At 58.8% G+C, this 22,997-nt stretch carries 18 protein-coding genes and 2 tRNA genes; 18 read left to right on the forward strand and 2 right to left on the reverse strand.

What is annotated here, in order from left to right; genetic code table 11:
• Nucleotides 1-4: 4 nt before the first annotated feature.
• Both CJF39_RS19460 and CJF39_RS19465 read right to left on the reverse strand, forming a co-directional pair.
• The gene (locus CJF39_RS19460; protein WP_094994908.1) at nucleotides 5-3,265 is read right to left on the reverse strand and encodes an EAL domain-containing protein; all 3,261 of its coding nucleotides are present in this window, start codon (nucleotides 3,263-3,265) and stop codon (nucleotides 5-7) included.
• A gap of 37 nt (nucleotides 3,266-3,302) precedes the next feature.
• Nucleotides 3,303-4,199, reverse strand: coding sequence for a LysR family transcriptional regulator (locus CJF39_RS19465; protein ID WP_094994909.1), 897 nt, complete (start codon nucleotides 4,197-4,199; stop codon nucleotides 3,303-3,305).
• A gap of 130 nt (nucleotides 4,200-4,329) precedes the next feature.
• On the opposite strand from CJF39_RS19465, the gene leuC reads away from it, so the two are divergent.
• The 18 genes from leuC to CJF39_RS19555 all read left to right on the forward strand — a co-directional run bounded on the left by leuC (nucleotide 4,330) and on the right by CJF39_RS19555 (nucleotide 22,995).
• On the forward strand, nucleotides 4,330-5,748 hold the full coding sequence (gene leuC, locus CJF39_RS19470; RefSeq protein ID WP_094994910.1) for a 3-isopropylmalate dehydratase large subunit: 1,419 nt from the start codon (nucleotides 4,330-4,332) through the stop codon (nucleotides 5,746-5,748).
• A 10-nt stretch (nucleotides 5,749-5,758) separates the two neighbouring features.
• On the forward strand, nucleotides 5,759-6,400 hold the full coding sequence (leuD, locus tag CJF39_RS19475; protein ID WP_094994911.1) for a 3-isopropylmalate dehydratase small subunit: 642 nt from the start codon (nucleotides 5,759-5,761) through the stop codon (nucleotides 6,398-6,400).
• Between the two features lie 63 nt (nucleotides 6,401-6,463).
• Nucleotides 6,464-7,231, forward strand: a complete 768-nt coding sequence (locus tag CJF39_RS19480) for a class I SAM-dependent methyltransferase (protein ID WP_094994912.1) — start codon at nucleotides 6,464-6,466, stop codon at nucleotides 7,229-7,231.
• A 68-nt stretch (nucleotides 7,232-7,299) separates the two neighbouring features.
• A complete protein-coding gene (leuB, locus tag CJF39_RS19485) occupies nucleotides 7,300-8,382 on the forward strand; it encodes a 3-isopropylmalate dehydrogenase (RefSeq protein WP_094994913.1) in 1,083 nt (360 codons plus the stop codon).
• Between the two features lie 68 nt (nucleotides 8,383-8,450).
• Nucleotides 8,451-9,563, forward strand: a complete 1,113-nt coding sequence (asd, locus tag CJF39_RS19490) for an aspartate-semialdehyde dehydrogenase (RefSeq protein ID WP_094994914.1) — start codon at nucleotides 8,451-8,453, stop codon at nucleotides 9,561-9,563.
• 153 nt (nucleotides 9,564-9,716) lie between these two features.
• Nucleotides 9,717-10,727 (forward strand): aspartate-semialdehyde dehydrogenase, encoded by a 1,011-nt coding sequence (locus tag CJF39_RS19495; RefSeq protein WP_094994915.1) that lies wholly within the window; start codon nucleotides 9,717-9,719, stop codon nucleotides 10,725-10,727.
• 187 nt (nucleotides 10,728-10,914) lie between these two features.
• Nucleotides 10,915-13,536 (forward strand): FimV/HubP family polar landmark protein, encoded by a 2,622-nt coding sequence (locus CJF39_RS19500; RefSeq protein WP_094994916.1) that lies wholly within the window; start codon nucleotides 10,915-10,917, stop codon nucleotides 13,534-13,536.
• A gap of 195 nt (nucleotides 13,537-13,731) precedes the next feature.
• Entirely contained in the window at nucleotides 13,732-14,556 is an 825-nt protein-coding gene (truA, locus tag CJF39_RS19505; RefSeq protein WP_094994917.1) for a tRNA pseudouridine(38-40) synthase TruA, read from the forward strand.
• 63 nt (nucleotides 14,557-14,619) lie between these two features.
• On the forward strand, nucleotides 14,620-15,243 hold the full coding sequence (locus CJF39_RS19510; RefSeq protein ID WP_094994918.1) for a phosphoribosylanthranilate isomerase: 624 nt from the start codon (nucleotides 14,620-14,622) through the stop codon (nucleotides 15,241-15,243).
• Between the two features lie 272 nt (nucleotides 15,244-15,515).
• Nucleotides 15,516-16,436 (forward strand): acetyl-CoA carboxylase, carboxyltransferase subunit beta, encoded by a 921-nt coding sequence (gene accD / locus CJF39_RS19515; RefSeq protein WP_047275558.1) that lies wholly within the window; start codon nucleotides 15,516-15,518, stop codon nucleotides 16,434-16,436.
• Nucleotides 16,433-17,740 carry a bifunctional tetrahydrofolate synthase/dihydrofolate synthase gene (gene folC / locus CJF39_RS19520; protein WP_094994919.1) on the forward strand — a complete coding sequence of 436 codons (1,308 nt, stop codon included), beginning with the start codon at nucleotides 16,433-16,435 and terminating at the stop codon, nucleotides 17,738-17,740. The genes accD and folC overlap by 4 nt, the downstream gene beginning before the upstream one ends.
• A complete protein-coding gene (locus tag CJF39_RS19525) occupies nucleotides 17,724-18,353 on the forward strand; it encodes an SPOR domain-containing protein (RefSeq protein ID WP_094994920.1) in 630 nt (209 codons plus the stop codon). Before folC ends, CJF39_RS19525 begins: the two co-directional genes overlap by 17 nt.
• 106 nt (nucleotides 18,354-18,459) lie before the next feature.
• Nucleotides 18,460-19,017, forward strand: coding sequence for a CvpA family protein (locus CJF39_RS19530; protein ID WP_047275552.1), 558 nt, complete (start codon nucleotides 18,460-18,462; stop codon nucleotides 19,015-19,017).
• A 41-nt stretch (nucleotides 19,018-19,058) separates the two neighbouring features.
• Complete coding sequence (purF, locus tag CJF39_RS19535; protein WP_047275550.1) at nucleotides 19,059-20,564, forward strand: amidophosphoribosyltransferase; 1,506 nt, start codon at nucleotides 19,059-19,061, stop codon at nucleotides 20,562-20,564.
• A gap of 95 nt (nucleotides 20,565-20,659) precedes the next feature.
• Nucleotides 20,660-21,871, forward strand: coding sequence for an O-succinylhomoserine sulfhydrylase (locus tag CJF39_RS19540; protein ID WP_094994921.1), 1,212 nt, complete (start codon nucleotides 20,660-20,662; stop codon nucleotides 21,869-21,871).
• Nucleotides 21,872-21,879: 8 nt separating this feature from the next.
• Nucleotides 21,880-22,647 carry an SDR family oxidoreductase gene (locus CJF39_RS19545; protein ID WP_432760257.1) on the forward strand — a complete coding sequence of 256 codons (768 nt, stop codon included), beginning with the start codon at nucleotides 21,880-21,882 and terminating at the stop codon, nucleotides 22,645-22,647.
• A gap of 143 nt (nucleotides 22,648-22,790) precedes the next feature.
• Nucleotides 22,791-22,866: transfer RNA gene (locus tag CJF39_RS19550), tRNA-Val, on the forward strand.
• A gap of 55 nt (nucleotides 22,867-22,921) precedes the next feature.
• A tRNA-Asp gene (locus tag CJF39_RS19555) sits at nucleotides 22,922-22,995 on the forward strand.
• The last annotated feature ends 2 nt before the right edge of the window (nucleotides 22,996-22,997 follow it).

Here is a 22,997-nt window from a genome sequence, read left to right on the forward strand (position 1 = left end):
CGACTCAGGCCTTGAGCAGGGCGCAAAACGCGTTGAGAGGCACCGGACGGCTGTGCAAATACCCCTGATAGATGTGGCAATCCAGGCTCTGTAAAAACTGCAATTGCTGCAGCCGTTCGACGCCTTCGGCTACCACGTTGAGTTTCAGGCTGTGGGCCATCGCCACAATGGCGCGGATAATCTCTGCGTCATTCGGGTCGTTGATGGCATCGCGCACGAATGACTGGTCAATTTTCAGCGTGTCGACCGGCAGGCGCTTGAGGTGCGTCAGCGAAGAGTAACCGGTACCAAAATCGTCCATCGCAAAACTCACGCCAAGGGCCGTGAGTTGACGCATTTTGGCGATGGTGTCGTCCAGGTTCTGGATCACGATACCTTCGGTGATTTCCAGCTTGAGCAGGGTACTGGGCAAGCTGTGGGCCAGCAGGCTGCGTTCTACCCGTTCGACAAAGTTGCTTTGGCGAAATTGACGCGGGCTGATGTTGACGCAGAGGCGGAAAGCGTTGGCATCGATCAGGCCTGCGTTGAGCAGCGAACCCGCATCACGGCAGGCCTGCTCCAGAATCCAGGTGCCCACGTCCAGAATCAATCCGCTGTCTTCGAGGATTTTGATGAACTCGCCCGGCGACTGGGGCCCCAGTTGCGGGTGTTGCCAACGCACCAGCGCTTCGGCGCCGACTATGCGGTTGGTCCGTGCATCGACCTGCGGCTGATAGTGCAGGCTGAATTCGTTGCGTGCCAGGGCGGTGCGCAAATCACTCTCTATGCGCATGCGTTCGCTGGCGGCGGCCTGCATGTCGGGGTGGAACAGTTGCGTGGTGTTGCGCCCCGAATCCTTGGCGCGGTACAGGGCAATGTCGGCGCGTTTGAACAAGTCTGCCGGTTTGGAGCCGTGATCGGGGATCAGCGCGATGCCGATGCTGGGAGTGACTTGCAGGCGTTCACCATCCAGAAACATCGGTTCGGCCAACAATTCACGCAGGGTGTCGGCCGTGGCGCGCACATGCCGGGTGACTTCCTCCAGCGAACCGTGAAGGCCGCTGAGCAGCACCACAAATTCGTCGCCGCCCAGTAGCGCCACGGTGTCTTCGACCCGCACGCTGGCTTCAAGCCGGGCGGTGATGACTTTCAGCACCGCATCGCCCACCGGATGCCCCAGTGAGTCGTTGATGTGTTTGAAGTGGTCAAGGTCGAGGAACAGCAGGGCACCGCGCATGTCATGCCGTGACAGCAAGGCGCTTTGCTGGGTCAGGCGATCCATCAGCAAGGCCCGGTTGGGCAGATTGGTGAGCGGGTCATGATAGGCCAGATGACGCACCTGAGCCTGTGCGGCTTTCAGTTGACTGATGTCACGGGCGATCAGCAGCAGGCAGGCCGTGTCGTTCAGGGTGATGCGCTCGATGGAAATTTCCACGTTGAGCAGATCGCCACGGCGTGACCGCCCCAAAATTTCACGGTTGCTGATACGGCCTTTTTCTTCCAGCTCGTCCAGTAGCGCCTGACGCAGCGAGCTGTCACCCCAAATGCCCAGTTCGTAAGGGCTGCGGCCCATGACTTCGGCGCTGGTATAACCGGTCAGCCGCGTGAAACCGTCGTTGACTTCCAGATAACAGCCCGTGGCGTAGTCGCTGATGGTGATGGCGTCGGGGCTGGCGTGAAAAGCCTTGGCGAATTTCTCCTCGCTGGCTTTAAGCACCGCCTCGGCGCGCTGTTGCTGGGTAATGTCGCGCAAGGTGGCGACAATGCACGTCTGACCATCCACTTCAATGTGACGACTGGTCAGCACGCAAGTGAGGGCTTCGGTGTTTTTATGCCACAGGGTAAGGGTCAGGTTGTTTTGCGCCGGTGCCTGCAAGGCGCTCAATAAGGGTTGCAAGTGCTGCGCCCGGTTATCACCGTTGGCACGCAAATCGTCCATGTCCCAGCCAAAGGTTTGGCTGAAGCTGGCATTGATTTCCATCACTTGCCCGCTGTCGGCCTGCATGACGCAAATCGGGTCGGGACTGGTTTGAAACACGCTGGCAAATTTTTCTTCAGAGGCGACCAGGCGTTGTTCGCGCTCCACTTGCTCAGTGATGTCGAGCAATGTTCCGGCCATGCGCAAGGGTTGGCCGTCATCGCCACGGTACAGGCGTGCGCGGCTTTCCAGGTAGCGCGAGGCGCCACTTTCGAGCTGCACGCGGTAGGTTAATTGATAATTGCCGGCAGGGCCTTCGCGCAGTGAGCGGTAGGCATTGCGCATGTTGTTGCGTTCTTGCGCCGGAACACCCTCGAAAAACGCATCAAATGATTCATTGAACGCCACGGCTTCCAGCCCGTGCAACTGTGCGGCACGGGCCGAGCCATAGAGCTGGCCACTGGGTATGTGCCAGTCCCAGGTACCCAGCTGCGCCGAATCCAGCGCCAAATCCAGACGTTCCTGACTGTCTTTTAGGGCTAACTCGGTTTTTTTGCGCTCGCTCGTGTCGAGAAAGGTGCTGACCAGGTATTCCTCGTTCTCAAGTTCGACCCTCTGTGCGCTGAGGATACCGTCGTGCAACTGGCCATTTCGGCCGCGCAGCTGCACTTCCATCGCCACCGGCGGGTGTTGATTGCGAATGGCTTGGATGAATGTGCTGCGTTGCTGCGGGTCGGGCCATAGCCCCAACTCCAGCGTGGTGCGGCCGATGGCGTGTGTCACCGGCCAGCCCAGCAAGCTTTCAAAACAGTGGTTGGCTTCGCTGATTCGCCCGTCCTCGATACGCACCAGTAGCACCATGTTCGGGGACAGGTGAAACAGGGTCGCGAAACGTTCTTCAGAACTGTTTAGGGCCTGCTGGCGCTGACGCTGCTGCGTCACTTCGTGCAGGACGCCCATCATGCGCGGCCTGGCCCCGGGTTTTGAGACCAGGCTGCCGCGTATCTCCAGCCAGTGCAATGTTCCGTCCGGCCAACGGATCCGGTGGTGCGTGCTGCGCTCCAACGGGGCGCCTTTTAGCACGGCATCAAACACACGTTGCGCCTTGGGCCAATCGTCGAAGGGCAGCGCCGAGAGCTGATCGAGATGGCTCGGCAAGGCATGCCGGGCAGGTAATCCGAACAGCGCCTGGGAGCCCTCGGACCAACGGATATCGCCGCTTTCCATGTCCCAGCACCAGGCGCTCATGCGCGCCGCCTTCAAGGCAGACAGCAATTGTGGCGTCTGGTGCCAGCTTTGCTCCACGGCTGAGGGGTCGCTGTCTGTCAAGGCGCAAAGTAGGTGCAAAGGGTCAGCGGGTGTTGGCATTGGCTGCAATCCTTGAACAGAGAAAACCACAGTGCGCTCAGGCGTGCGGCGCAGTGTGCCGCGTATCGACCTGGCCATCCAGCAGTGTCATGAAGGCGTGTGCGGCATTCGACAATGTTCGTTCGGTATGTACGATATAGCCTAGCTGGCGTGTCAGCTGTATGCCCGGCAAGCGGATAGATGCCACTTGTTCGTCGAGCATGGTGCGCGGCAATACGCTCCAGGCCAACCCGATGGACACCATCATTTTGATGGTTTCCAGGTAGTTGGTGCTCATGGCGATATTGGGGGTCAACCCTTGCGCCTCGAACAGGCGCTGCACGATGTGGTGGGTAAAGGTGTTACCGCCTGGAAACACCGCCGGGTGGTGCGCGATATCTGCCAGGCTAATCGGCCCCTTGTGGGTGAGCGAGTGCTCAGGCGCAACCACAAAATCCAGTGGGTCATCCCAGACCGGTACAGCGCGGATCAGTGAATGCGGTTCGGGCGCGAGCGTAATAACCGCCAGTTCGGCGCGGCCATGCAGGATTTCTTCGTAGGCCACTTCTGAATCGAGAAACTGAATATCCAGCGCGACCTTGGGGTAAGTGCGGGTGAATTCACGCAGAAGGGGCGGCAAACGGTGTAGGCCAATATGGTGGCTGGTAGCCAGAGTCAGGCGGCCGCTGACTTCTCCGTTGAGGTTGTTCAGCGCGCGCCGGGTGTCGTCCAGCACGTTAAGAATCTGATAGGCGCGAGGCAGGAGGGCACGCCCGGCTTCGGTCAGGCTGACTTCGCGGCCCAGTCGGTCGAACAGCCTGAGCTTGAGTTGTTGCTCAATGCTGGCAATGCGCTTGCTGATCGCCGGCTGGGTCAGGAACAACCGTTCGGCGGCACCTGAAAAGCTGCCGGTTTCTGCAATCGCAATAAAAGCATTGAGATTTGCGAGGTCCATGTTTCGAATTCCCTTTGGTTATCCAAACTATGAAAATTATGAATTTGAGTTATTAACTTTAACGCCATAGGATCGGCCTCACAAGCCAAGTGGTTATTGGCACAGAAAGTAGCTGATGAGGAACCGTGTGATGGCCGGCAAAACGCTCTACGACAAGCTCTGGGATTCGCATTTGGTAAAGCAGCGCGACGACGGTTCGGCGCTGATCTATATCGACCGTCACATCATTCATGAAGTGACCTCGCCGCAAGCGTTCGAAGGCTTGCGTCTGGCAGGGCGCAAGCCTTGGCGTATCGATGCCAATATCGCGACCCCGGACCACAACGTACCGACCACGCCGGAACGCAAGGGCGGGATCGAAGCGATTGCCGATCAAGTCTCCCGTCTGCAAGTGCAAACCCTTGATGACAACTGCGACGAGTACGGCATCACCGAATTCAAGATGAACGACGTGCGTCAGGGCATCGTTCACGTGATCGGCCCTGAGCAGGGCGCCACATTGCCGGGTATGACCGTGGTCTGCGGCGACTCGCACACCTCGACCCATGGCGCGTTCGGCGCCTTGGCGCATGGCATCGGTACGTCCGAGGTTGAGCACGTATTGGCCACCCAGTGCCTCGTTGCCAAAAAGATGAAGAACATGTTGGTGCGGGTTGAAGGCCCCTTGCCATTTGGGGTGACGGCCAAGGACATCGTCCTTGCGGTCATCGGCAAGATCGGCACGGCCGGTGGCAATGGCCACGCCATTGAGTTCGCCGGGAGCGCGATTCGCGACTTGTCCGTTGAAGGCCGTATGACCATTTGCAACATGGCCATTGAGGCGGGCGCCCGCGTCGGTCTGGTGGCGGCCGATGAGAAGACAGTCGAATACGTCAAGGGCCGCCCGTTCGCCCCCAAAGGCGCTGAGTGGGACCTGGCTGTTGAAGCCTGGAAAGCATTGGTGTCTGATGCCGACGCGGCCTTCGACACGGTGGTTGAGCTGGATGCGACTCAGATCAAGCCGCAGGTCAGCTGGGGCACCTCGCCGGAAATGGTGTTGGCTGTGGATCAGAACGTGCCCGATCCGGCGCAGGAAGCCGATCTGGTCAAGCGCGGTTCAATAGAGCGCGCGTTGAAATACATGGGGTTGAACGCCAACCAGGCCATCACGGATATCCAGCTGGACCGTGTGTTCATCGGTTCGTGCACCAACTCACGTATTGAAGACTTGCGTGCGGCAGCCGTGATCGCCAAAGGCCGCAAGGTGGCCTCGACCATCAAGCAGGCGATTGTCGTGCCGGGCTCGGGCCTGGTGAAGGCTCAAGCGGAAGCGGAAGGGCTCGATAAAATTTTCCTGGAGGCGGGTTTTGAGTGGCGTGAGCCGGGGTGCTCGATGTGTCTGGCGATGAACCCTGACCGCCTTGAGTCGGGCGAGCATTGCGCTTCGACCTCCAACCGCAACTTCGAAGGACGTCAGGGCGCTGGTGGCCGCACCCATCTGGTGAGCCCGGCGATGGCCGCTGCCGCGGCGGTAAACGGTCGTTTCATCGACGTCCGCGAATTGATTTAAGGAGCGCAGCATGAAAGCTTTTACCCAGCATACCGGTCTTGTCGCGCCTCTGGACCGTGCCAACGTGGACACGGATCAGATCATTCCCAAGCAGTTTTTGAAATCCATCAAGCGCACGGGGTTCGGCCCGAATCTGTTTGATGAGTGGCGTTATCTGGACGTGGGCCAGCCGTATCAGGACAACACCAAGCGCCCGCTGAACAAAGATTTCGTGCTCAATGCCCAGCGCTACCAGGGGGCGAGCGTGTTGTTGGCGCGAGAAAACTTTGGCTGTGGCTCAAGCCGTGAGCACGCGCCCTGGGCGCTGGAAGAATATGGCTTTCGTAGCATCATTGCGCCGAGTTATGCCGACATTTTCTTCAATAACAGCTTCAAGAACGGCTTGTTGCCCATCATCCTGAGCGACGCCGAGGTTGACGAACTGTTTGCTCAGGTTGAAGCAACGCCGGGTTATCAACTCAAGATCGACCTTGAGGCGCAGACGGTGACCCGCCCGGACGGCAAGGTACTGAGTTTTGAAATCGATGCGTTCCGCAAGCACTGCCTGCTCAACGGCCTGGATGACATCGGTTTGACCTTGCAGGATGGCGATGCCATTGCTGCGTTTGAGAGCACGCATCGCGCCAGCCAGCCGTGGCTGTTTCGCGACTGACTCACTGTTTGAAGTCGCCGCCTTTGGCGGCGACTTCAGGCCCATGACCTGAAGGATGCTCCTATGACCCGCACCGCTCAGCACAGTCAAGTTGTACAGAAACAGTTCGGTGAGCAAGCGTCGGCCTACCTGAACAGCGCTGTTCACGCCCAGGGCGCCGAGTTTGCGCTGCTGCAGGCTGAGTTGACTGGCAAACCTGCGGTGCGGGTGCTGGACCTTGGTTGCGGGGCCGGACACGTCAGTTTTCATGTTGCGGCGCTGGTCGGGGAGGTGGTCGCTTACGACCTGTCGCAGCAGATGCTAGATGTGGTGAGCCGCGCTGCTCTTGAGCGCGATTTGCCGAATATCCGCACCGTGTGTGGTGCCGCTGAACGCTTGCCCTTTGCCGACGGCGAGTTCGATTACGTGCTGAGCCGTTATTCGGCCCATCACTGGAGCGACCTCGGTCAGGCCTTGCGAGAAGTGCGGCGGGTACTCAAACCCGGCGGTGTCGCTGCATTCATTGACGTGATGTCGCCGGGCAGCCCTCTGCTTGACACGTATTTGCAAACGGTTGAAGTGTTGCGCGACACCAGCCATGTGCGCGATTACGCTGCCGGTGAGTGGCTTGAGCAGATCAGCCAGGCGGGGCTGCACACGCGCAGTACGCAGCGTCAGCGTTTGCGATTAGAGTTCGGCTCCTGGATTGCCCGCATGCGCACGCCGGACACCCTCAGGCATGCCATTAGCGTGTTGCAACAGTCCATGGGCGCCGAGGTGCGTGAGTATTTCGAAATTGAAAGCGACGGCTCGTTCAGTACCGATGTGCTGGTGCTGTGGTGTGAAAAGTAAACACGGCCACACGATAAAATTTTCCAGATGCGCCTGCGGGGGCATCGACAGACAAGAAAGAGGAACCCATGAGCAAGCAGATTCTGATTCTTCCAGGTGACGGCATTGGTCCAGAAATCATGGCTCAGGCGGTCAAGGTGCTGGAGTTGGCCAACGACAAGTTTCAGCTCGGCTTTGAGCTGACCCATGACGTGATCGGCGGCGCGGCCATTGACAAGCATGGTGTGCCGTTGGCCGATGAAACCCTGGACCGCGCCCGCGCGGCGGACGCTGTACTGTTGGGTGCGGTGGGTGGTCCGAAATGGGACACCATTGAGCGCGATATTCGTCCTGAGCGCGGGTTGCTGAAAATCCGTGCGCAATTGGGCCTGTTTGGCAACTTGCGTCCTGCGATCCTTTATCCGCAACTGGCAGACGCGTCGAGCCTCAAGCCGGAAATCGTTGCGGGCCTCGACATCCTGATCGTCCGTGAATTGACCGGTGGCATTTATTTTGGCGCGCCACGTGGCACCCGCGAACTTGAAAATGGCGAGCGTCAGGCTTACGACACGCTGCCCTACAGCGAAAGCGAAATTCGCCGTATTGCGCGAGTCGGTTTCGACATGGCCCGTGTGCGTGGCAAAAAACTGTGTTCGGTCGACAAGGCCAACGTACTGGCGTCCAGCCAGCTGTGGCGCGAAGTCGTTGAGCACGTGGCCAAGGATTACCCGGACGTCGAATTGAGCCACATGTACGTCGACAATGCCGCGATGCAACTGGTGCGCGCGCCCAAGCAGTTCGACGTGATCGTCACCGATAACCTGTTCGGCGACATCCTTTCCGACGAGGCATCGATGCTCACCGGTTCCATCGGCATGCTGCCTTCGGCCTCCCTGGATGCCAACAACAAGGGTATGTACGAGCCGTGCCACGGCTCTGCGCCGGACATCGCGGGGCAGGGCATTGCCAACCCGCTGGCCACGATTTTGTCCGTCTCGATGATGTTGCGTTACAGCTTCAATCAGCAGGCGGCGGCCGACGCCATCGAGCGGGCCGTAAGCCTGGTTCTGGATCAAGGTTTGCGTACGGGTGATATCTGGTCGGCGGGGTGTGCCAAGGTCGGTACACAGGAAATGGGCGATGCAGTAGTCGCCGCGCTGCAGAATCTGTAATCTCTCGGGCCCGTTACTTCCTGTTGGTGGAAGTAACGACCCCACTTTTTGTTAAAGGTGTAGTTGCGATGAAACGTGTAGGTCTGGTCGGTTGGCGCGGTATGGTCGGTTCCGTGCTCATGCAGCGGATGCTGGAAGAGCAGGATTTCGATCTTATTGAGCCGGTGTTTTTCACCACCTCCAATGTCGGTGGACAAGGGCCGTCCGTGGGCAAGGATATTGCTCCGCTCAAGGATGCCTACAACATTGAAGAGTTGAAAACCCTCGATGTGATCCTGACCTGCCAGGGCGGCGACTACACCAATGAGGTGTTCCCGAAGCTGCGTGAGGCGGGCTGGCAAGGTTACTGGATCGATGCGGCATCGAGCCTGCGCATGCAGGATGACGCGGTGATTATTCTGGATCCGGTCAACCGCAAGGTGATTGACCAGCAGCTCGATGCAGGCACCAAAAACTACGTGGGCGGCAACTGCACCGTGAGCTTGATGCTGATGGGGCTTGGCGGTCTGTTCGAGGCCGGTCTGGTGGAATGGATGAGCGCCATGACCTATCAGGCGGCATCCGGTGCCGGCGCGCAGAACATGCGCGAGTTGATCAAGCAAATGGGTGCGACCCACGCCGCTGTCGCCGATGAACTGGCCAACCCGGCCAGCGCCATTCTCGATATCGATCGCAAAGTGGCGCAAGCCATGCGCAGCGATGCCTACCCGACCGAGAACTTCGGTGTGCCGCTGGCAGGCAGCCTGATCCCGTGGATCGACAAAGAACTGCCTAACGGCCAGAGCCGTGAAGAATGGAAGGCGCAAGCCGAAACCAACAAGATTCTGGGGCGTTTCAAAAACCCGATTCCGGTTGATGGCATTTGCGTGCGTATCGGCGCCATGCGCTGTCACAGCCAGGCGTTGACCATCAAGCTGAACAAAGATGTGCCGATTGCCGACATTGAGGGCCTGATCAGCCAGCACAACCCTTGGGTCAAGCTGGTGCCCAATCAGCGTGAGATCAGCATGCAAGAGCTGAGTCCGACAAAAGTCACCGGTACCCTGAACGTGCCGGTCGGCCGTCTGCGCAAACTCAACATGGGGTCGCAGTTCCTCGGCGCCTTCACCGTGGGTGACCAGTTGTTGTGGGGCGCGGCCGAACCGCTGCGTCGCATGCTGCGGATTTTGCTGGAGCGTTAATCCGCGCCGGTGACTCCAGACCCGCCCCTTGCAAGAGTGGCGGGTTTTTTATTGTGCGCAGGATGTGAACAGTCCATGCAGCGTGCTGTGCGTTGCCTGGCGGGGTTGCGCCCGGTACAGTGCCGCTCCCACTGTTTCGCCTGAGGTAGATCCATGAACCAGTCCTTTGATATCGCCGTCGTCGGCGCCACCGGCACTGTCGGCGAAACCATTGTGCAAATTCTTGAAGAGCGGGATTTTCCTGTCGGTGAGCTGCATTTATTGGCCAGTCTGGAGTCCGCCGGAAGCTCGGTGCCCTACCGGGGCAAGAACGTGCGGGTGCGTGAAGTCGACGCGTTTGATTTCAGTAAGGTACGCATGGTGTTTTTCGCGGCCGGGCCAGCGGTGACGTTAAGTTACGCCGCCAAAGCCAGTGCGGCGGGCTGTGCCGTGATCGACCTGTCAGGCGCCTTGCCGTCGGCCCAGGCGCCCCAGGTCGTACCAGAAGCCAATGCGCAGACGCTGGAGGATTTGCCCAAACCCGTACAAATCAGCAGCCCAAGCGCTTCCGCGACTGCGCTGGCGGTGGTGCTGGCCCCTTTGCGTGGGCTACTGGACATCCAGCGGGTGAGTGTCACTGCATGCCTGGCGGTCTCGGCCCAAGGCCGTGAAGCGGTGTCCGAGCTGGCGCGTCAGACGGCTGAGCTGCTTAATTTGCGTCCTCTGGAATCAACCTTTTTTGACCGGCAAATGGCATTTAATTTGCTGGCGCAGGTCGGTAAACCTGATGCCCAGGGCCATGTGCCACTTGAAAGACGTCTGGTCAGTGAGCTGCGTGATGTGTTGGGCATGCCCGGGCTCAAGGTGTCGGTAACCTGTGTTCAGGCGCCGGTGTTTTTTGGCGACAGCTTCAGTGTTTCGGTGCAATTGGCAGGCCCTGCGGACCTGGACGCGGTTAATGCATTGCTCGATGCGGCCGATAGTATCGAACGGGTTGAGGCGGGCGACTATCCTACAGCTGTGGGGGATGCGGTCGGTCAGGACGTTGTGTATGTAGGCCGTGTGCGTCACGGAGTTGACGATACTTCTGAACTTAATTTGTGGTTGACGTCAGATAACGTACGAAAAGGCGCAGCCTTGAACGCCGTGCAGGTGGCCGAGTTGTTGATAAAAGGTCTGCTGTAAAAGATACTTGGCGTCAATTTGCAGCATGATTCTAGCCAGACGGCCAATCGTTGCAGTTCAGTTGCTGTCAGGGCTCGCAAGGCGTAATGGGAGAACCACCCCGGTAACGGTGTAATCCGGGTGAGGTCTTCAGGCAGCAGCTATACAGATCCCGTGGGACGGGGTCTGTACCAATAAGGAAGAGGCTATGGTTCAAGTTCGCAAATTAGTGTTAGCAATCGCCGCCGCTTCGGCGCTGTCATCAGGCATGGCACAGGCGCTTGGGCTCGGGGAGCTGACGCTGAAGTCGACGCAGAACCAGCCGCTGCTGGCTGAAATCGAGTTGCTGGATGTCAAGGATTTGACCGCTGCTGAAGTGGTCCCCAGCCTGGCACCCACTGAAGAATTTACTAAAGCGGGCGTACAACGCCCTGCCTTTCTGGATGATTTGCGCTTTACCCCGGTCATCAATCCGGAGGGCAAAAGCGTGTTGCGTGTGACGTCCAGTCAGCCGCTGTCAGAACCCTTCGTCAAATTTCTGGTGCAGGTCATGTGGCCCAACGGTCGCTTGCTGCGCGATTACAGCGTGTTGCTTGACCCGGCCAAATTTTCGCCGCAAACAGCGGCGGCTGCCGCAGCCACCCCGACGGCTGCCCCTGCTGGCAGCCCGGCGCAATACACAACCAGTGCCCGTGACACCCTTTGGGAAATTGCCGCGAAGGCGCGCACGGAGGGATCCGTTCAGCAAACCATGCTGGCGATTCAGGCGCTCAATCCCGATGCGTTTATCAATGGCAACATCAATCGCTTGAAAACCGGTCAGGTACTGCGCTTGCCGGATGCGTCGCAAAGCACTCAATTGCCCCATGCCAAGGCAGTGGCTGAAGTCGCGTCGCAGAACGCTGACTGGCGCAACGGGCGTCGTACTGTGCCGCTGGCCCAGCAGCTGAATGCAACAGGCCGTAAAGCCCCGGCACTGGCAACCCCCAAAGAGGCCGCTGGCGATAACTTGAGCCTGGTCTCCGGGCAGGCGGCCAAAGGTGCAGGCAAGGGCGCGGCAGGTGATGTCAAGCAACTGAGCGACAAGCTGGCGATGACTCAGGAAGGGCTGGATGCCAGCCGCCGAGAGAATGCCGAGCTGAAAAGCCGGATGCAGGACCTGCAAAGCCAGCTGGACAAACTGCAGCGTTTGATTGAGCTGAAAAACGATCAGTTGGCCAAACTTCAGGCAGACACTGCGCCGGGCATTGATCCTGCTGCGGCGATACCGGCGCAATTGGCGGCTCAGGCAGCCGATGCCCCCGAAGCTGATATTCCACCGGCCACTGAGGGTAAACCGGCCACTGCCGTTCCCCCGGCGCCGGTGGATGATGCCCAAACCCAGGAGCGCAGTATTCAGGACTTGCTTGCCAGTCCGCTGTTGCTGGGCCTGGTGGGTGGTGGGGCCGTGCTCCTGTTGTTACTGCTGATGTTGCTGCTGGCGCGTCGCCGCAAAGCGCAACAGGCCGCAGAAAAACACCTGCGCATGGCGCGTGCGCTTGAGGAAGAGTCGGATTTCACTGCTGATCTGGACATGCCGGAAAGCAGCTTTGAAGGCCTTGAAGTTCCGCCTCCAAGCGTCAAGCTGGCACCTGCACCTGCACCTGCACCTGCACCTGCACCTGCACCTGCACCTGCACCGGTTGTCGAATCCGCTGCTCCTGCGGTTGCGGCAGCCACTGTCGCAGCGGCAGCAGTTGTGGCTGCGGCAACACAGTCCAAGCCCGATAGCGATGTGCTGGACGAAGCTGAACACCTCATTACTCGCCGCCAGTTCAATGAGGCGCAAGAGTTGCTCACGTCTGCCATTGAGCAGGCGCCGCAGCGCAGCGATTTGCGTCTGAAACTGATGCAGGTTTACGGTGAACTGGGCGCGCGTGATGCGTTTGTTGCGCAGGAGCGTCAGTTGATTGCCAATGGCAAAAACCACGCTGAAGTCGAACAACTCAAAGCGCGCTATCCGGCCATGGCCGCTGTCGCGGCTGCGGGTATTGCCTCGGCCGCCCTCGCTGCCGAGCTGGATGCCCAATTCGTCAAGGACATGCTTCAGGAAGAGCCCGTTGAAGAGGCACCAGTTCCCGCTGAGCCTGTCAGCGAGGCATTCGATGAGGATTTCGACCTGAGTCTGGACGATCTGGAGGCTGCATCGCCATCGGTGGTTGCTCCGGGTGTGAGCTCGCAGGCTCAAGCTGCGACGCCTGCCGATGATGAATTGAGCTTTGAGGCGGTGCTGGCTCAGCAGGCTGAGGCCCAGGCCGCCCAGGAAGATCTTTCTGACTTCGATTTAGACCTGCCGGACGATGATCTCTCGGCCCCAACATTGGCCGATGAGGATCTGTTGGGTCTGGAAGGCGAGCTCAAGGGGTTGTCTGATGCCGAGCCGCCGTTGTTCGACATTAATGGCGTCGATGATCTGGACCTGCCTGCGGACTTCGATCTGTCGTTGGCTGATGAAGAAGTACCGGTCGCGCCTGACAGCTTTGCGGTGGAGCTGGATGAAGTCAATGCCGAGCTAGAGCGTCTGTCGCAGAGCCTGGAGCATCCGCCAATTGCCGAGCCGTTTGTCGATACAAGCAAATTTGCCGCAGACGATGCGGTCGAGCAGGATGAAGAGCCCGAGTTCGACTTCCTGTCCGGGACCGATGAAACCGCGACCAAACTTGATCTTGCGCAAGCGTATATCGATATGGGCGACGCGGAGGGCGCGCGCGACATCCTGACTGAAGTGCTGGGCGAAGGTAATCCCGAGCAGTTGGCCGAGGCCAATGAGATGTTGTCCCGTCTGGTGTGATCGCACGCGTGTAATGCCGACGGCAGCCAGGATGGCTGCCGTTGTCGTTTTTGCGAGGCGGGCGTCAGCGCGTTTAATCATCGGCGCGGCGTATTTGTTTCATGGCGTCTTGGCGCGTGCGCCTTATAATGCCCGCCTTTGCGTACATGAGCAGGCTGTAAGTCCTTGGCAAATTTAGATAACGCAGCCGCTGAAATGGCTGCCGAAGGTTTTTCCCGCATCGCGTTGGGTGTTGAATACAAAGGTTCGCGGTACAGCGGCTGGCAGCGTCAGGCCAACGGTGTGCTGACCGTTCAGGAGACCCTTGAAGACGCGCTGTCGAAAGTCGCCGCATCCCCGGTTTCATTGTTGTGCGCCGGGCGTACCGATGCCGGTGTGCATGCCTGCGGGCAAGTGGTGCACTTTGACACGCAGGCTGAGCGCTCGCTGAAGGCGTGGGTGATGGGGGCCAATATCAATTTGCCCCATGACATCAGTGTCAGTTGGGCCAAAGTCATGCCCGCGCATTTTCATGCAAGGTTCAAAGCCATTGCACGGCGCTATCGCTATGTCATTTATAACGATCAGATTCGCCCGGCACATTTGAACCAGGAAGTGACCTGGAACCATCGCCCACTGGATGTCGAGCGCATGGCCGAGGCGGCTCAGTACTTGCTGGGGGTGCATGACTTCAGCGCTTTTCGCGCCGGTCAATGCCAGGCCAAATCACCGATCAAAGAAATGCATCACCTGCGCGTTACCCGTCATGGGCAGATGATCGTGCTGGATATCCGTGCCAGTGCGTTTCTGCACCACATGGTGCGCAATATCGCGGGGGTGCTGATGACCATTGGTGCCGGCGAGCGGCCGGTCGAGTGGATCAAGGAAGTGCTCGAAAGCCGTCAACGTCGCTTGGGCGGTGTCACGGCGCACCCGTATGGCTTGTATCTGGTGCAGGTGGAGTATCACGATGAGTTCCAGTTACCTGACAGGTATATCGGTCCGCATTTCCTGACCGGTTTTAGCGAACTGGCCGGCTGACGCCCGCTCACGCTTTTGTTACCATCCGCCACTTTCACGCATCAATCCAGAGGTGGAGCCGACATGTCAGCCGTTCGCAGCAAGATCTGCGGTATTACCTGCATAGATGATGCGCTGGCTGCTGTAGAGTCCGGCGCTGATGCGCTTGGCTTTGTCTTTTATGCCAAAAGTCCGCGCGCCGTCAGCGTTCAGCAAGCCCGCACCATTATTGCGGCACTGCCTCCTTTCGTGACCACGGTCGGTCTTTTTGTCAATGCCAGTGCGTGCGAGCTGAACGAAACCCTCGACGCTGTACCGCTGGATTTGCTGCAGTTTCACGGTGACGAAACCCCAGGGCAGTGCCAAAGCTTTCACCGTCCTTATATAAAAGCGCTTCGCGTAAAGGCGGGCGATGACATTGCGCAGGCGTGCGCGATGTATGGCAGCGCCAGCGGTATTTTGCTGGATGCCTACGTTGAAGGGGTGCCGGGGGGAACCGGCGAGGTCTTTGACTGGTCTTTGATACCTCGGGACTTGAGCAAGCCGATCATTCTGGCTGGCGGATTGAATGCCAATAATGTGGCAGACGCCATTCGTCAGGTTCGTCCTTATGCCGTGGACGTGAGTGGCGGTGTAGAAAAAAGCAAGGGCATCAAGGATCACGACAAGATACAGGCCTTCATGCAGGCGGTTCGTGGAACAAACTGACGCATGATGTGACGGTTGGCAGTCTGCCACCGTCCATCATTACCGCCGCAGTAAAGCGTGCGGGCCCGGTTGTTGGACGGGCAGAAATTAAAGTGGCAACCGCTCTGGTGCGTGTTGTCGGGAAGGCTGAGGGTTGCAAGGAAATGCCGGTTAGCCCTGTGCTGACCGCAGGTGAATGCAATCATCGCCACACACCTAATGAATTTAGCTCAAGGGCATACACGGGGCCTGAACCCGATGTTCAAGCCGCCCCGGTACTGGAGAAAAAAAGCATGAGCAACTGGTTGGTAGACAAACTGATTCCTTCGATCATGCGTTCCGAGGTCAAGAAGAGTTCGGTACCTGAAGGCCTGTGGCACAAATGCCCGTCCTGCGACGCAGTGCTTTATCGCCCTGAGCTGGAAAAGACCCTGGACGTTTGTCCGAAGTGCAACCACCACATGCGCATTGGCGCGCGTGCCCGCATTGACATTTTTCTGGATGCCGACGGCCGTGTTGAGCTGGGTGCCGACCTGGAGCCGGTTGACCGCCTGAAGTTCCGCGACAGCAAGAAGTACAAGGATCGTCTGGTCGGTGCGCAAAAGCAGACTGGCGAGAAAGACGCGTTGATTTCCATGAGCGGTACCCTGTTGGGCATGCCGGTCGTAGTGTCCGCCTTTGAATTCTCGTTCATGGGTGGCTCGATGGGTGCCATCGTTGGCGAGCGTTTTGTTCGTGCCGCCAACCATGCGCTGGAAAACCGCTGCCCCATGATCTGTTTCGCAGCTTCGGGGGGCGCGCGCATGCAGGAAGCCCTGATTTCCTTGATGCAAATGGCCAAGACTTCCGCGGTGCTGGCACGTCTGCGTGAAGAGGGCATCCCGTTCATCTCCGTATTGACGGATCCGGTCTACGGCGGTGTTTCGGCCAGTCTGGCGATGTTGGGCGATGTGATCGTTGCAGAGCCCAAAGCGTTGATCGGTTTTGCCGGTCCGCGTGTGATCGAGCAAACCGTACGTGAAAAACTCCCGGAAGGTTTCCAGCGCAGTGAATTCCTGCTGGAGCACGGCGCAATCGACCTGATCGTATCCCGTCAGGAACTGCGTCCGCGTCTGGGCAGCCTGCTGGCGCAGATGATGGGCCTGCCGACTCCGGTGTACGTGGCGCCTCCTGTTGAAGCCATTGTTGTACCGCCGGCCCCGGCAAACCTATGACCCGGCGCACCCTTGGCCAGTGGCTCGCCTACCTTGAGCAGTTGCATCCATCGGCCATCGACATGGGCCTGGAGCGCTCGCGTGAAGTAGCGGGCCGCATGGGGCTGAGCAAGCCTGCGCCTCGGGTGGTGACGGTCACTGGCACTAATGGCAAAGGTTCTACCTGTGCGTTTGTAGCATCGTTGCTGCAAGCGCAAGGCCTGAAAGTAGGGGTGTATAGCTCCCCACATTTGTTGCGTTACAACGAGCGCGTGCAAATCGATGGCGTTGAAGCAACAGACGAACAGTTGTGCGAAGCCTTTGCTGCGGTCGAAGCGGGCCGTGGCGAAATTTCCCTGACTTACTTTGAAGTCGGAACGCTGGCTGCTTTCTGGCTGTTTCAGCGGGCCGGGCTCGATGCAGTGATTCTGGAAGTCGGGCTGGGCGGTCGGCTTGATACCGTCAATCTGGTGGATGCCGATCTGGCGTTGGTCACCAGCATTGGTGTTGATCATGTGGAATACCTGGGCAATACCCGAGAGTCTGTCGCGTTCGAAAAGGCCGGCATTTTCCGTCCAGGCAAGCCAGCCTTGTGTGGTGACTTGAATCCGCCTCAGACGTTGCTCGATAAAGCCCGCGCGTTGGATTGCCCGCTCTTTATTCGTGGTCGTGACTTCGATCTGGCTACCACCGAACAGGTCTGGCATTGGCGGGGACTGAGCGCGGAAGGACGCGTTATCGAACTGCGCGATCTGCCCCTGCTTGACTTGCCTATGGAAAACGCGGCGCTGGCCGTGCAAGGCTACGCGCTGAGTGGCTTGCCTTGGCAGCCGGAATCCATTGCCCGGGCGCTGAAGGCTACCCGTGTGACCGGCCGACTTGATCGTCGCTCGTTCACGTGGCACGGTAAAACCTTGAGCCTGCTTCTGGATGTAGGCCATAACCCGCATGCTGCGCAGTATCTGGTTCAGCGCCTGGCACAGCGCCCGGTTGCAGGCAAACGCCTGGCTGTCTTTGGTTTGCTGGCAGATAAGGATCTGGACGGGGTAGTGGCACAGTTTACGGTGCCGGTCGAGCATTGGGCTGTTGCACCGCTAGACACCCCGCGTACTCGTCCTGCTGCTGAAGTGGGTGCTGTTCTGCAACGCCAGGGCGCATCTGTTTCGGAGCATGGCAGTGTGATGGCGGCGCTGGAAGCCCAGTGCGAGCGGGCCACGGCCGCTGATGAAATTCTGTTGTTCGGGTCATTCTATTGTGTCGCCGAAGCCCTTGAATGGCTGGAGCGGCGCGCCACGGAGGAGGCTGCAAATGGCTTTGCTGGATAAGGCGTACAAGCAGCGCATGGTTGGCGCGCTGGTGCTGGTGGCATTGGCGGTGATTTTCTTGCCGATGCTGTTTTCGCGTCAGGATGAGCAGCGTCAGATTCAGGTCGATGCGCCCACGGCGCCTCAAGTACCCGTGCTGCCGCGCGTTCAGGTTGAGCCGGTTGCCGTGCCCGAGCCGCAAGTCATTCCCGAAGAGCCTGCCCCGGTCGAGCAGGCTGTGGTTGCTGCGCCCGAGCCTGAAGCTGTTGTCGCGCCGCCGGTGGTTTCCAAGCCTGCCGTTGCACCTAAACCGCCTGCCATTACGCCTGCACAAACAGTTGCGCAGGCGCCGGCCAAGCTCGATACCACGCAAAAACGTGTCGATGACAATGGTTTGCCGATCAGTTGGTCAGTGCAATTGGTCAGTCTGTCCAATCGTGCAAGTGCCGATAACCTGCAAAAAACCCTTCGTAATCAAGGTTATAACGCTTACGTTCGCACCTCTGGCGGGATGAATCGTGTTTTTGTAGGGCCTTTGCTGGAGCGTGCGGAAGCTGACCGTCTGCGCGATTTGTTGGGCAAACAGCAAAATCTCAAGGGTTTTGTGGTTCGCTTTCAGCCTGAACGTGGCTGAGACTGAAAAAAGGTTCAATCTGATACGCAATGCGCGTTTAAATCGCCTTACCTGTGAGGCGGTGCTCTGCTAAAATGCGCCGCCTTATCTGTCTGTAGGCTGCACCGTGCCATTTACCTGGGTTGACTGGGCAATCGTTGCAACGATTGCCATTTCTGCACTGATCAGTTTGAAGCGTGGCTTCGTCAAAGAGGCATTGTCGCTGTGCACCTGGATCATTGCTGGTGTCGTCGCCTGGATGTTCGGTGGTTCCCTGTCGGAATATCTCTCTGCCTACATCGAAACACCTTCCGCCCGTGTCATCGCCGGGTGCACCATCATGTTTGTCGCCACCTTGCTGGTCGGCGCAATGATCAATTTCCTTATCGGCGAACTGATTCGCGTCACCGGGTTGTCCGGGACCGATCGATTCCTTGGCATGGCCTTCGGCGCCGCGCGTGGCGCGTTGCTGGTGGTCGTGGCAGTCGGGCTATTAAGTCTGGGGCCGGTACAGCAGGACTCGTGGTGGCAAGAGTCTCGGCTTTTGCCACAATTTCTATTGGTTGCCGACTGGTCGAAAAATCTCATTTTGGGGTTGAGCAGTCAGTGGCTCGCCAGCGGTATCAGCGTACCCGCTGATATTCCGTTCAAGGAACATCTCTTGCCGGCTACCCAGCCCAAGTGAGCGGTGTTCAGTTCAGATCCATAAAGTAGGGGTTGCGTCGCATGTGTGGCATCGTCGGTATCGTCGGTAAGTCGAACGTCAATCAGGCGCTGTATGACGCGCTAACCGTCCTCCAGCACCGCGGCCAGGATGCTGCCGGTATTGTAACCAGCCATAACGGCCGGTTATTTCTGCGCAAGGATAACGGGCTGGTACGTGATGTGTTTCATCAGCGTCACATGCAGCGTCTGGTCGGGAACGTAGGCATTGGCCACGTTCGCTACCCGACTGCTGGTAGCTCGACTTCAGCTGAAGCTCAGCCGTTTTACGTGAACTCGCCTTATGGCATCACCCTGGCGCATAACGGCAACCTGACCAACGTTGAACAACTGGCCAAGGAGATTTACGAATCTGATTTGCGCCACGTCAACACCAACTCCGATTCGGAAGTACTGCTGAACGTGTTCGCGCACGAGCTGGCCCAGCGCGGCAAGCTGCAGCCGACCGAAGAAGACGTGTTTGCTGCCGTCACAGACGTGCACAACCGTTGCCGTGGTGGTTATGCAGTGGTTGCGATGCTGACCGGCTACGGCATCGTCGGCTTCCGCGACCCTAACGGCATTCGCCCGATCGTATTCGGTCAGCGTCACACTGACGAAGGCGTTGAATACATGATCGCCTCTGAAAGCGTTTCGCTGGATGTACTGGGCTTCACCCTGATTCGCGACCTGGCGCCCGGCGAAGCGGTTTACATCACAGAGGATGGCAAGCTGCACACCCGCCAATGCGCGGCCAACCCGCAATTGACGCCGTGTATCTTTGAACACGTTTACCTGGCGCGTCCGGATTCCATCATCGACGGCGTTTCGGTGTACAAAGCCCGTCTGCGCATGGGTGAAAAGCTGGCCGACAAGATCTTGCGCGAGCGTCCTGAGCACGACATTGACGTGGTTATCCCGATCCCGGACACCAGCCGAACGGCGGCTCTGGAGTTGGCCAACCACTTGGGCGTCAAATTTCGCGAAGGCTTCGTCAAAAACCGCTACATCGGCCGTACCTTCATCATGCCGGGCCAGGCTGCACGCAAAAAATCCGTGCGCCAGAAGCTCAATGCCATCGAGCTTGAGTTCCGTGGCAAGAACGTGATGCTGGTTGATGACTCGATCGTGCGCGGGACGACCTGCAAGCAGATCATTCAAATGGCGCGCGAAGCGGGCGCCAAGAACGTTTATTTCTGCTCGGCCGCACCGGCAGTACGCTACCCGAACGTGTATGGCATCGACATGCCGAGCGCTCACGAACTGATCGCGCACAATCGCACCACCCAGGATGTCGCTGATCTGATCGGCGCAGACTGGCTGATCTATCAGGACTTGCCAGACCTGATCGATGCCGTGGGCGGTGGCAAGATCAAAATCGAGAAATTCGATTGCGCTGTGTTCGATGGCAAGTACGTGACGGGTGACATCGATGATAACTACCTGGACCGCATCGAGCGTGCGCGCAATGATGCCTCCAAGGTGATTGCGCAGGGGGTGGGTGCCACCATCGGCATCTACAACAACTAGCGCTTTACCGAACCGGCCCCTAGGGGCCGGTTTGCATTTTTCCGATACGCACAGTAGCCAATACAAAGCAGTCTTTACAGCAAGGAGTGGGCAGCATGAGTCAGGATTGGGATGCCGGTCGGCTGGACAGCGACCTCGAGGGCGTAGCGTTCGACACCTTGGCCGTACGTGCTGGTCAGCACCGTACGCCTGAGGGCGAGCACGGTGACGCCATGTTCCTGACCTCGAGCTACGTGTTCCGCACCGCAGCCGATGCGGCTGCGCGGTTCTCGGGCGAGGCAGCCGGCAACGTCTATTCGCGTTACACCAACCCCACGGTGCGCGCCTTTGAAGAGCGCATCGCTGCACTCGAAGGTGCCGAGCAGGCCGTTGCCACGGCCACTGGCATGGCGGCGATCCTGTCAGTGGTCATGAGCCTGTGCAGCGCAGGCGACCATATTCTGGTCTCGCGCAGCGTATTCGGGTCGACCATCAGCCTGTTCGAAAAGTATTTCAAGCGTTTTGGCGTGCAAGTCGACTACGTGCCTCTGGCCGAGGTGTCGGGCTGGGATGCCGCTATCAAACCGAACACTAAATTGCTGTTTGTCGAATCCCCCTCCAACCCGCTGGCCGAGCTGGTTGACATCGCCGCGCTCGCCGAAGTGGCCCATGCCAAGGGTGCGATGCTGGTGGTGGACAACTGTTTCTGCACGCCAGCGTTGCAGCAGCCGCTCAAATTGGGGGCCGACATCGTAGTGCATTCGGCCACCAAGTTTATTGACGGGCAGGGCCGCTGCATGGGCGGGGTGGTTGCCGGTCGCCGCGAACAGATGAAAGAAGTGGTGGGTTTCCTGCGCACAGCGGGGCCGACATTAAGCCCGTTCAATGCCTGGATCTTCCTCAAGGGGTTGGAAACACTCAACCTGCGCATGCGTGCCCACTGCGCCAGCGCATTGGCCCTGGCCGAGTGGCTGGAGCAGCAGGACGGCATCGAGCACGTGCATTACGCCGGTCTCAAGAGCCATCCGCAGCATGCTCTGGCCCAGCGTCAGCAGCGCGGTTTTGGTGCTGTGGTCAGCTTTGAGGTCCGTGGAGGCAAGGAGGGTGCCTGGCGCTTTATCGACGCGACCCGCCTGATTTCCATTACCGCCAACCTGGGTGACAGCAAAACCACCATCACACATCCCGCCACCACGTCCCACGGTCGTCTGGCACCCCAGGAGCGTGAAGCGGCCGGTATCCGCGACAGCCTGATCCGGATCGCGGTGGGCCTGGAGGATGTCGCTGATCTGCAGGCGGATCTGGCACGAGGTCTTGCGGCACTGTGACGGACCTGATTCTCGAAACATCGGCTAGCGCAAACGGACGTGTGGCACTGGTTACCGGTGCTGCGCGGGGCATTGGCCTTGGGATTGCCGCCTGGCTGGTCAGCGAAGGCTGGCAGGTGGTGCTCACGGACATTGACCGCACGCGTGGCTCCAGAGTGGCCAAGGTGCTGGGCGAAAACGCCTGGTTTGTGGCGATGGACGTGGCACAGGAATCGGATGTTATTCAGTGCGTGGCGCAGGTATTGGGGCAGTTCGGGCGTCTGGATGCGTTGGTGTGCAACGCCGCCATCGCTGATCCGCACAACATGACCCTTGAAAGCCTCGACCTTGAACACTGGAACCGCGTACTGGCGGTCAACCTGACCGGGCCGATGCTGCTGGCCAAGCATTGCGCACCGTATCTGCGGGCGCACTGCGGCGCTATCGTCAATCTGGCCTCCACGCGTGCCCGCCAGTCCGAACCGGATACCGAGGCGTATGTCGCGAGTAAAGGTGGCTTGCTGGCGTTGACACATGCCTTGGCCATTAGCCTTGGGCCAGAGATCCGGGTCAATGCAGTGAGTCCGGGCTGGATCGATGCACGGGATCCTTCAGTGCGCCGTGCCGAGCCGCTGGCCGATAACGATCATTCGCAGCATCCCGCTGGCAGGGTTGGTACGGTGGAAGACGTGGCCTCGATGGTGGCCTGGCTGTTGTCGCGCAATGCCGGGTTCGTAACGGGGCAGGAGTTTGTGGTCGATGGCGGCATGAGTAAAAAAATGGTGTACGACGCGTGAACACCTTCTGGTTTAAAAGGATTCGATAAGTGCTAGGGCAATAGTCAGGGATTATCGATTTTTGCTTTTTTAAAAAAAAGTTCAATCTTGTCCTTGACTTAGCTTCGATAGGTGCGTAAATTTCGCGGCCTCAACGAAGCAAAGGGTGATTAGCTCAGCTGGGAGAGCATCTGCCTTACAAGCAGAGGGTCGGCGGTTCGATCCCGTCATCACCCACCACTTCTTGAGTTTCTCGAAAGAGAAAAGGCGTTCTGAAAAGGACACCAACCGACGCGCAGCGGTAGTTCAGTCGGTTAGAATACCGGCCTGTCACGCCGGGGGTCGCGGGTTCGAGTCCCGTCCGCTGCGCC

Source organism: Pseudomonas lundensis (genome assembly GCF_002269125.1).
Taxonomy (GTDB): Bacteria; Pseudomonadota; Gammaproteobacteria; order Pseudomonadales; family Pseudomonadaceae; genus Aquipseudomonas; species Aquipseudomonas lundensis_A.